The organism is Streptomyces sp. NPDC005805 (assembly GCF_040630445.1).
Taxonomy (GTDB): domain Bacteria; phylum Actinomycetota; class Actinomycetes; order Streptomycetales; family Streptomycetaceae; genus Streptomyces.
In genome coordinates this window covers 47,423-56,411 of sequence record NZ_JBEXXN010000045.1, presented here as the reverse complement: position 1 = coordinate 56,411, position 8,989 = coordinate 47,423, and the positions used below count along the sequence as shown (strand labels likewise).

General features: G+C 71.8%; 9 protein-coding genes. 5 read left to right on the top strand and 4 right to left on the bottom strand.

Annotation, left to right across the window (positions count from 1 at the left end; all coding sequences use genetic code 11):
* Positions 1-263: 263 nt before the first annotated feature.
* Both ABZ457_RS22570 and ABZ457_RS22565 read right to left on the bottom strand, forming a co-directional pair.
* Complete coding sequence (locus ABZ457_RS22570) at positions 264-695, bottom strand: hypothetical protein (protein WP_359159914.1); 432 nt, start codon at positions 693-695, stop codon at positions 264-266.
* A 98-nt stretch (positions 696-793) separates the two neighbouring features.
* Positions 794-1,813, bottom strand: a complete 1,020-nt coding sequence (locus tag ABZ457_RS22565) for a helix-turn-helix transcriptional regulator (protein ID WP_359159912.1) — start codon at positions 1,811-1,813, stop codon at positions 794-796.
* A 262-nt stretch (positions 1,814-2,075) separates the two neighbouring features.
* On the opposite strand from ABZ457_RS22565, the gene ABZ457_RS22560 reads away from it, so the two are divergent.
* A complete protein-coding gene (locus ABZ457_RS22560; protein WP_018845931.1) occupies positions 2,076-2,393 on the top strand; it encodes a hypothetical protein in 318 nt (105 codons plus the stop codon).
* 136 nt (positions 2,394-2,529) lie between these two features.
* On the opposite strand, the gene ABZ457_RS22555 is transcribed toward ABZ457_RS22560, so the two are convergent.
* The gene (locus ABZ457_RS22555) at positions 2,530-2,934 is read right to left on the bottom strand and encodes a TIGR03618 family F420-dependent PPOX class oxidoreductase (RefSeq protein WP_359159909.1); all 405 of its coding nucleotides are present in this window, start codon (positions 2,932-2,934) and stop codon (positions 2,530-2,532) included.
* Between the two features lie 143 nt (positions 2,935-3,077).
* On the opposite strand from ABZ457_RS22555, the gene clpB reads away from it, so the two are divergent.
* Positions 3,078-5,669 carry an ATP-dependent chaperone ClpB gene (gene clpB / locus ABZ457_RS22550; protein ID WP_359159907.1) on the top strand — a complete coding sequence of 864 codons (2,592 nt, stop codon included), beginning with the start codon at positions 3,078-3,080 and terminating at the stop codon, positions 5,667-5,669.
* Between the two features lie 110 nt (positions 5,670-5,779).
* On the top strand, positions 5,780-6,313 hold the full coding sequence (locus tag ABZ457_RS22545; protein ID WP_018845928.1) for a YbjN domain-containing protein: 534 nt from the start codon (positions 5,780-5,782) through the stop codon (positions 6,311-6,313).
* A gap of 95 nt (positions 6,314-6,408) precedes the next feature.
* Here ABZ457_RS22545 and ABZ457_RS22540 read toward each other — a convergent pair whose 3' ends face one another.
* The gene (locus ABZ457_RS22540) at positions 6,409-7,590 is read right to left on the bottom strand and encodes a pyridoxal phosphate-dependent aminotransferase (RefSeq protein WP_359159904.1); all 1,182 of its coding nucleotides are present in this window, start codon (positions 7,588-7,590) and stop codon (positions 6,409-6,411) included.
* Positions 7,591-7,769: 179 nt separating this feature from the next.
* Between ABZ457_RS22540 and ABZ457_RS22535 the strand changes: the two genes are divergently transcribed.
* Together ABZ457_RS22535 and ABZ457_RS22530 are read left to right on the top strand one after the other, a co-directional pair.
* A complete protein-coding gene (locus ABZ457_RS22535; protein ID WP_359159902.1) occupies positions 7,770-8,012 on the top strand; it encodes a hypothetical protein in 243 nt (80 codons plus the stop codon).
* 375 nt (positions 8,013-8,387) lie between these two features.
* Complete coding sequence (locus ABZ457_RS22530; RefSeq protein WP_359159900.1) at positions 8,388-8,942, top strand: DUF2617 family protein; 555 nt, start codon at positions 8,388-8,390, stop codon at positions 8,940-8,942.
* Positions 8,943-8,989 lie beyond the last annotated feature (47 nt).

Below are 8,989 nucleotides of genomic sequence, written 5' to 3'. Positions count from 1 at the left end.
GTTGCCGGGGTAGGGGCCGATCCAGTCGCTCCCGGCGAACTGCGCCAGCTCCACCCGTTCCTCGGCGGCGCTCCCGGCCCGCCGCCGTCGGTGTGCGTACAAGGCGCCCCGGGCCGCCGCCGTACGCGCGTACCGGCCCCCGGGCGGCCGCGTGTGCGCGCCCGGGCCGCCGGGGCGGGGCCGGTACGGCCCGCCGTCCGGTCAGTGCACCGGCCCCGCCGTCCGGTCCGCCGTCCCGGCAGGGCTTCGGCCCCGCCGGCCGGTCAGGGCAGGGCCTCGCTCAATGCCTCGACCACCATCGTCCACATCGGCTGCGCCCCGGTGCCGAAGGCCGCCGCCAGCGCGTAGCCCACGGCCGCGTCGACCGGCCGGACCTTCGCCTCCGGGCGCCATTCGGCGTCCACCCGGCCGTCCCCGGTGGAGGTGAGGGCGCCTAGGCGGACTCCGTCCCGGGTGAGCCGGCTGTCCGGGACCGAGTCCGGCCGGAGCCGGTACGCGGCCCCGTCGTACGTGGCATCGACCCGGTACGACCGGCGGCTGAGCCGTCCCTTGGCGGGCCGGAGGGCGGCCTCTGCGCCGTCCACGGTGAGGGTGAGGTGCTCGGGGGCGCGGGTGCCGATCGGGATGTGCTCGTCCTGCTCCGACTCCGGCGCGCGGGTGATCTCCACGCGCGGGACGGCGTCTCCCTCGACCACCAGGCGCTGCCCGCCGGACGGGGTGGCGGCCAGGGTGACGGTGAGGGCGCCGAAGAGGGTGTCCTCGGCGGTGGTGGTGACGGTGGCGGTCTCGGGGCTCAGGGTGCTTCCTCCAGGATGCCCGACTGGGCGATCAGATAGCCGAGTTGGGCCCGGCTGCCGCTGCCGAGGGCCGCGTTCAGCTTGGCGATGTGGGCCCGGCAGGTGCGTACGTTCATGCCCAGGCGGCGGGCGATGGAGTCGTCGACATGGCCCTCCACCAGGAGCTTGGCGATGGACCGCTGGACGCCGGTGATGCCGTCGAGCTCGGGCGCGTAGGAGAGCTGCCCCTCCCAGGGGGTGGCGTGCAGCCACAACTGCTCGAAGACGCCCACCAGATAGCGCACCAGCCCCTCGTGGCGGAGTTCCAGGGCGACCTGGCGGTCGCTGCGGGCGGGGACGAAGGCCACCTTGCGGTCGATGATGATCAGCCGGTCGATGATCTCTTCCAGGGTGCGGACCTCGACCCCGTAGGCGCCGACGCGTTCGACGTAGGCGAGGCTCGACGGGTGGTGCCGCGCGGTGTGCTGGTAGAGGGTGCGCATCTTCACGCCGTTGCGCAGCAGGGGTTCCGTGCGGCGCAGGGCGGTCTCCAGGGTGTCGGGCCGGCGCCCGCTGCCCGGCTGGACGGTCAGGAGTTCCTCGTTGCACTCTCCGGTCACGCGGTCCAGAGTGGTGTTGATCAGGCTCAGGCCCTCCAGCACGGTGATCGCGTGCTGGGTGGAGAGGTCCTGGGCGGTGAGGCTCAGGAAGGGCTCGAAGGTGTCCGCGACGGTGAGGGCGAGTTGGCGGCGCTCCTGGATCTCGCGCTCGATGGGGTGCATCAGCTGGTTGAGGGCGAGGGCCGGCGGGACGGGCCGCAGCCACTGCGCGTCGTCGGGATCCGGGCGGAGCAGCGCGAGGTCAAGCAGGCAGGGCGCTTCCTTCACCTCTGAGCGGGACAGTTGGCCGGATCGCAATGCGGCCGCGTAGAGCTTTTTGCCCGCTTCGCAGAGTTCGCCAGCACTGTGACTATGTCCGAAACCATCATGATTAGACACCATTTGACACCCCCTCAGGGTCCTGCAATACAGGAACATGATGCCTGTGCTCGCTGGTGGAAGCATTCGGCGTGAGACATCGTCTTAGACGCGGGGGGAGGGTATTGAACAGAATGGGGTGGAGATCCTCCATGAACAGGATGGTTCGTATATTCTGCGCGCTCGGTCTTGCCGTGGCGGGTTTCGGTGCATTCGCCGCCCTCGGAGACCCGAGCTGGGAGTCCGAGCCGGCTACGGCGACCGTCGCGGCCGGGAACGACTTCTCGTGGGAGAGCGCGCCCACCGGTCGGGGTGCGGACGCATGACCATCCCCCCGGACGACCGGGTCTTCCGGCGCGAGATGGCCACGGCCTACCGGTCCGGGTGGCATTTCATCGATCTCGTCACGGCTATTCCCCACCGTGGCGACTCGTTGATGGTCACCCTGTTCGGCGAGCCGATCGTCGTCGCTCGCGAGGAGGACGAGGACGTCCGCGCGTACCGGTGCCTCCGTCGGCCGCGAGGCGCACCGCAGCCAGTCCGCTGTGCCATCAGGTACGGCATGATCTTCGTCAATCTCGACGCGCGTGACCACCAGCTCGTCGAGTCGGACGCCACCGCCACCCCCCGCAGTGCCTGAGCGGTTCCCCCGTCGTTACAGATCGCTCAGGTGCTTCCCCCACACAACGGCGCCATCGTGGACCTGAAACACGATGGCGCCGTTGTGCTGCCCGGAAACGCCCGGTGCGCTCGCGGCCGGCCCGGGCCGGCCGCCGTCAGGCGCGGCCCATCGCGCGGGTGAGGGTGATCTCGATGACCACCCGGTCCGGGTTGGGGGCGGGGGTGCGCTCGTAGCGGGCCGCGTAGCGGGCGACCGCGTCGGCGACCACGGCCTCCTCCGCGCGGATGCGTGCCACGCCCTCCAGCGTCGCCCAGCGCCCCTTGTCCACCTGGCAGACCGCGACCCGGGCGCCGTCCGGGCCGGCGGCCAGGATGTTGGCGACCTTGCGGCTGTGCTTGTTGGTGATGACCCGGGCCAGACCGCCCTCGGGGTCGTAGGTCACCCCCACCGCCACGACGTGCGGAGTGCCGTCCGCGCGGGGGGTCGTGAGCGTGCTCATGTGGTACTCACGCCAGAAGCTGAGGTAGGACGCGTCGGGGTTGCGCGGGTCGATGGCCATGGGGCGGAACCTATCCCCGGGATTCGCGCGCGCACCACATTGAGTGGAGTAGACTCAACTTTATGCACGTCGACTGAGGCAGTACTCATGACGGCAGCAGACAGCAGGAGAGCACCCGCCCGGGCGAGGAGGAGACACCGAACGTGGACGCCGAGCTGACCAACAAGAGCAGGGACGCGATCAACGCGGCGAGCAGCCGTGCCGTGCAGGACGGGCACGCCGACCTGACCCCGGCCCACCTGCTGCTGGCTCTGCTGACCGGCCGGGACAACGAGAACATCACCGATCTGCTGGCCGCCGTCGAGGCCGACCAGGCCGCCGTGCGCTCCGGCGCCGAGCGGGTGCTCGCCGCCCTGCCCAGCGTCACCGGCTCCACGGTCGCGCCGCCCGGGCCCAACCGCGAGCTGCTCGCCGTCATCGCCGACGCCGGCCGGCGCGCCAAGGAGCTCGGCGACGACTACGTCTCCACCGAGCACCTCCTCATCGGCATCGCCGCCAAGGGCGGGGCCGGCGGGCAGGTGCTCCAGGACCAGGGGGCGAGCGCGCGGAAGCTGCTCGACGCGTTCGCGAGGACCAGAGGAGGGCGCCGGGTGACCACACCCGACCCGGAGGGCCAGTACAAGGCGCTGGAGAAGTTCGGCACCGACTTCACCGCCGCCGCCCGCGAGGGCAAGCTCGACCCGGTCATCGGCCGGGACCAGGAGATCCGCCGTGTGGTGCAGGTGCTCTCGCGGCGCACCAAGAACAACCCGGTGCTCATCGGCGAGCCCGGCGTCGGCAAGACCGCCGTCGTGGAGGGCCTCGCCCAGCGCATCGTCAAGGGCGACGTCCCCGAGTCGCTGCGCGACAAGCGCCTGGTCTCGCTGGACCTGGGCGCGATGGTGGCCGGCGCCAAGTACCGCGGCGAGTTCGAGGAGCGGCTGAAGACCGTCCTCTCCGAGATCAAGGAGAGCGACGGGCAGATCATCACCTTCATCGACGAGCTGCACACCGTCGTCGGCGCGGGCGCCGGCGGCGACTCCGCCATGGACGCGGGCAACATGCTCAAGCCCATGCTGGCCCGCGGCGAACTGCGCATGGTCGGCGCGACCACCCTGGACGAGTACCGCGAGCGGATCGAGAAGGACCCGGCGCTGGAGCGGCGCTTCCAGCAGGTGCTGGTCGCCGAGCCCAGCGTCGAGGACACCATCGCCATCCTGCGCGGCCTCAAGGGCCGCTACGAGGCGCACCACAAGGTGCAGATCAACGACAGCGCCCTGGTCGCCGCCGCCACCCTCTCCGACCGGTACATCACCTCCCGCTTCCTCCCGGACAAGGCCATCGACCTGGTCGACGAGGCCGCCTCCCGGCTGCGTATGGAGATCGACTCCTCGCCCGTCGAGATCGACGAGCTCCAGCGCGCCGTGGACCGGCTGCGGATGGAGGAGCTGGCGCTGAAGAACGAGTCGGACCCGGCCTCCCGGCAGCGGCTGGAGAAGCTGCGCCGCGACCTCGCCGACAAGGAGGAGGAACTGCGCGGGCTGACCGCCCGCTGGGAGAAGGAGAAGCAGGGCCTCAACCGCGTCGGTGAGCTGAAGGAACGCCTGGACGACCTGCGCGGCCAGGCCGAACGCGCCCAGCGCGACGGCGACTTCGACACCGCCTCCAAGCTGCTCTACGGCGAGATCCCGACCCTGGAGCGCGACCTGGAGGCCGCCTCCGAGGCCGAGGAGGAGGCGTCGAAGGACACCATGGTCAAGGAGGAGGTCGGCCCGGACGACATCGCGGACGTGGTCGGCTCCTGGACGGGCATCCCGGCCGGGCGGCTGCTGGAGGGCGAGACGCAGAAGCTGCTCCGCATGGAGCAGGAGCTGGGCCGCCGGTTGATCGGCCAGGCCGAGGCCGTCCAGGCGGTCTCCGACGCGGTCCGCCGCACCCGGGCGGGCATCGCCGACCCGGACCGGCCGACCGGCTCCTTCCTCTTCCTCGGGCCGACGGGTGTGGGCAAGACCGAGCTGGCGAAGGCCCTCGCGGACTTCCTCTTCGACGACGAACGGGCCATGGTCCGCATCGACATGAGCGAGTACGGCGAGAAGCACAGCGTCGCCCGCCTGGTCGGCGCCCCGCCCGGATACGTCGGCTACGAGGAGGGCGGCCAGCTCACCGAGGCCGTCCGGCGCCGCCCGTACAGCGTGGTGCTGCTGGACGAGGTGGAGAAGGCGCACCCCGAGGTCTTCGACGTCCTCCTCCAGGTGCTCGACGACGGTCGGCTCACGGACGGGCAGGGCCGGACGGTGGACTTCCGGAACACCATCCTGATCCTCACCTCCAACCTGGGCAGCCAGTTCCTGGTGGACCCGGCCACCGGCGAGGAGGAGAAGAAGCGGCGGGTCCTGGAGACCGTGCGGGCCTCCTTCAAGCCCGAGTTCCTGAACCGGCTGGACGACCTGGTGGTCTTCTCGGCCCTCTCGCGGGACGAGCTGGCGCACATCGCGGGCCTCCAGATCGACCGGCTCGCGAAGCGGCTCGCCGAGCGCCGGCTCGTCCTGGAGGTCACCCCGGCGGCGCTGGAGTGGCTGGCGGACGAGGGCAACGACCCGGCGTACGGCGCCCGGCCGCTGCGGCGGCTGGTCCAGACGGCGATCGGCGACCGGCTCGCCAAGGAGATCCTCGCGGGCGAGGTCCGGGACGGCGACACGGTCCGCGTCGACCGCGTCGAGGACGGCCTGATCGTGGGCCCGGCGGCCCGGGGCTGACCGCCCGGGGCCGATCCTGTCAGCCCGTGGCTGACAGGGCGCGGCGGGGCTTGCCAGGGGCGGGCGGACATGGGAGAGGATGGCGGCATCCGTACGAAGGGAAATACACGGTGACCATCGATCCGTCCTCGATTCCGAACTTCGGGGGCCAGCCCCAGCCTCAGGCGGAAGGACCGGCGGGCCCCGTCGTTCCCGACCAGGACCTGGTCAAGCAGCTGCTCGACCAGATGGAGCTCAAGTACGTCGTCGACGACGAGGGAGACCTCGCGGCGCCGTGGGAGGACTTCCGCACGTACTTCATGTTCCGCGGCGAGAACGAGCAGCAGATCTTCTCGGTGCGGACCTTCTACGACCGCCCGCACCCGGTCGAGAAGCGCGCCGAGATCCTCGACGTGATCGACGACTGGAACCGCCGCACCCTGTGGCCGAAGGTCTACACCCACCTCCACGAGGAGGAGGACACGGCACCGACGCTCCGCCTCATCGGCGAGGCGCAGATGCTGATCGGCACGGGCGTGAGCCTGGAGCACTTCGTGTCGTCCACGGTGAGCTGGGTGCGCGCGTCGATCGAGTTCGACAAGTGGCTGGTCGAGCGCTTCGGTCTCGCCACCGGCGAGGACGAGAAGCCGGCCGACGAGGGCTGAGCCCGTCGCACACGCCCGAGGGGCCGGCCGGGAGCATCCGCTCCCGGCCGGCCCCTCGGCCTTCCCGGGTGGGTCAGGCGCGCTTCCCGGGTGGGTCAGGCGCGCAGGCCGCGCAGCCGGTCCACCGCCTCCTGGAGCACCGGGCGCCGCTTGCAGAACGCGAAGCGGACCAGGGTGCGTCCGGCCTCGGGGTCGTCGTAGAAGACCGCGTTCGGCACCGCGACCACCCCGCAGCGCTCCGGCAGGGAGAGGCAGAAGGCGGTGCCGTCCTTCTCGCCGAGCGGGGCGATGTCGGCGGTGACGAAGTACGTGCCCTGCGGGCGGTACACCCCGAAGCCGGCCTCGGCCAGCCCGTCCGCGAGCAGGTCCCGCCCGGCCCGCAGCTCCTCGCGGACGCCCGTGACGTAGGCGTCCGGCAGCCGCAGGGCCTCGGCGATCGCGTACTGGAAGGGGCCCGCCGAGACGAAGGTCAGATACTGCTTCGCCGTGCGCACGGCGGCGACCAGGGCCGGGGCGGCGGTCACCCAGCCCACCTTCCAGCCGGTGAAGGAGTAGGTCTTGCCCGCCGAGGAGATCGACACCGTGCGGTCCCGCATCCCCGGCAGAGAGATCAGCGGGATGTGCTCGCCGTCGAAGACCAGGTGCTCGTAGACCTCGTCCGTGACCACCAGCAGATCGCGTTCGACGGCCAGTTCCGCGATCGCGGTCAGCTCCTCGCGGGTCAGCACGGTGCCGGTCGGGTTGTGCGGGGAGTTGAGGAGGATCAGCCGGGTGCGCGGGGTGACGGCGTCCCGCAGGGCGTCCAGGTCCGGCCGGAAGTCCGGGGCCCGCAGGGTCACCGGGACGCGCTGCGCGCCGGCCAGGGAGATACAGGCCGCGTAGGAGTCGTAGTAGGGCTCGAAGGCGATCACCTCGTCGCCCGGTTCGAGCAGGGCGAGCATCGCGGCGGCGATCGCCTCGGTGGCGCCGGCGGTGACCAGGACCTCCGTGTCGGGGTCGACGTCCAGGCCGTAGTGCCGGAGCTGGTGCCCGGCGATCGCGGTGCGCAGCTCCGGGACGCCGGGGCCGGGCGGGTACTGGTTGCCCCGGCCGTCGCGCAGCGCCCGTACGGCCGCCTCCCGGACCTCCTCGGGGCCGTCCGTGTCGGGGAAGCCCTGGCCGAGGTTGATCGCACCGGTGCGGGCGGCCAGCGCCGACATCTCGGCGAAGATCGTCGTCCCGAACCCCGCCAGCCTGCGGTTGAGCAGCGGCCGGGGGCCCGTCTCGCGTCCTGTCATGGGCGCCATCCTGCGCCGAACCTCTGGACTTGCTCAAGTCTGCTTTGACCCGCCCGCGGCGCGGGGATTCCCCTCTCAGGCGCGTGAGGACGGCATAAGCGAACTCACGCGGAAGCAGGAAGCGGTCGCGCAGCGTCGCGGGGGACTCGCTTCGGGGGAACGAGAAGGATGGTGAAGTGATGATCGGAATCGTGATCGCCATCGGCCTGCTGGGAGCCGGCATCGTCGTCGCCAGGACGGTGACCCGGGGCCGCCGGAGGGGCGGCCGGCGCGCGGGCGGCGGCTCGGGCAGCTGGTGGGTCATGGGCGGCGACAGCGGCTCCGGCGGCGGATGCGGCGGGGGCTCCTCGTCCGGCGGCGGGTCGTCGTGCGGCGGGGGCGGCGGAGGCTGCGGCGGCGGAGGCTGCGGCGGCGGGAGCTGACACGGGGCAGCGGCCCGCGCCGGGGGAGGAACCCGGCGGTGAAAAGCCGCCGGGTTCCTCCCTGTTGACGGCCGCATGTGCCCCGGGCAGCCCAGCGCCTGTGGCGTGAAGCCCACTGGCCCTTTTTTCATTGAACAGTTGAACCGTTGGGCCCCCGAGGGGATGGAAACCACCGCACGTTGGGAAAAACCTCTGTGGTCGGCAATCCGTTCATGATTCCCTCATGACAGGGACCGAGCGGTTCCAGCCAGCCCCTCCGAACCGCCGGGAGCCGCGGCGGACCGGCAGGGGTCCGCCCCTCCCCATCGTGCGCTTCCCCGCCGGAGCGCCGGGTCCCGTGTCCACCCGCCGAAGCGCGTCCTGCGGAGCCCACCCATGCTCACGACCATCGACACCGCCTACACCGACACCCGCGCCGACGACCTCGCCTGGGCGCTCGGCCGGGAGCCGCTGCCCGCGCTGGCCGTCCTCGACCTCGAAATGGCCGGGGCGACGGTCCAGTTGAGACTGCTCGGCGCCTCCCACCAGGTGCTGCTGGAGGACGGCCGGATCTCCTGCTCGGAGACCGTCGCCTGTCTGCCCGGCAGCAGTACGCCGCTGCCCCTCGGGGTGGCCGAGCGGATCGGCGACTGGGACTACGAGTTCGCCGCGCGCGTGGAGACCCTGAGCCGGCAGGCCTTCGCCGGGCGGGCCCAGGAACTGCTGGCCCTGGTCGCGGACCACCCGCGCGGTCTCGCGGGCACCTTCCCCGGCGACCCGCACGCCTTCACCGCGCTCTTCGCCCAGCGGGCCGGCCACCAGGTGCAGTGGCGCACCTGGCACGCCTACCCCCAGGAGGGCCGGCTCGTGGTGACCCGCACCCGGGTCGGGGCCGTCCGCCGGACAGCGGCACGAACGGGCCGCGAACACCCCGCAACTCCTGTGAGTTAACTCGTGTGGGTGACAATAGGTAGAACTCTTGTGACGTAGCGTTACCA

Coding starts and splice junctions, on each gene's coding strand:
- ABZ457_RS22540 (WP_359159904.1), bottom strand. CDS start 7,590: ATGACAGGACGCGAGACGGGCCCCCGGCCGCTGCTCAACCGCAGGCTG.
- ABZ457_RS22530 (WP_359159900.1), top strand. CDS start 8,388: ATGCTCACGACCATCGACACCGCCTACACCGACACCCGCGCCGACGAC.
- ABZ457_RS22555 (WP_359159909.1), bottom strand. CDS start 2,934: ATGGCCATCGACCCGCGCAACCCCGACGCGTCCTACCTCAGCTTCTGG.
- ABZ457_RS22535 (WP_359159902.1), top strand. CDS start 7,770: ATGATCGGAATCGTGATCGCCATCGGCCTGCTGGGAGCCGGCATCGTC.
- ABZ457_RS22560 (WP_018845931.1), top strand. CDS start 2,076: ATGACCATCCCCCCGGACGACCGGGTCTTCCGGCGCGAGATGGCCACG.
- ABZ457_RS22565 (WP_359159912.1), bottom strand. CDS start 1,813: ATGTTCCTGTATTGCAGGACCCTGAGGGGGTGTCAAATGGTGTCTAAT.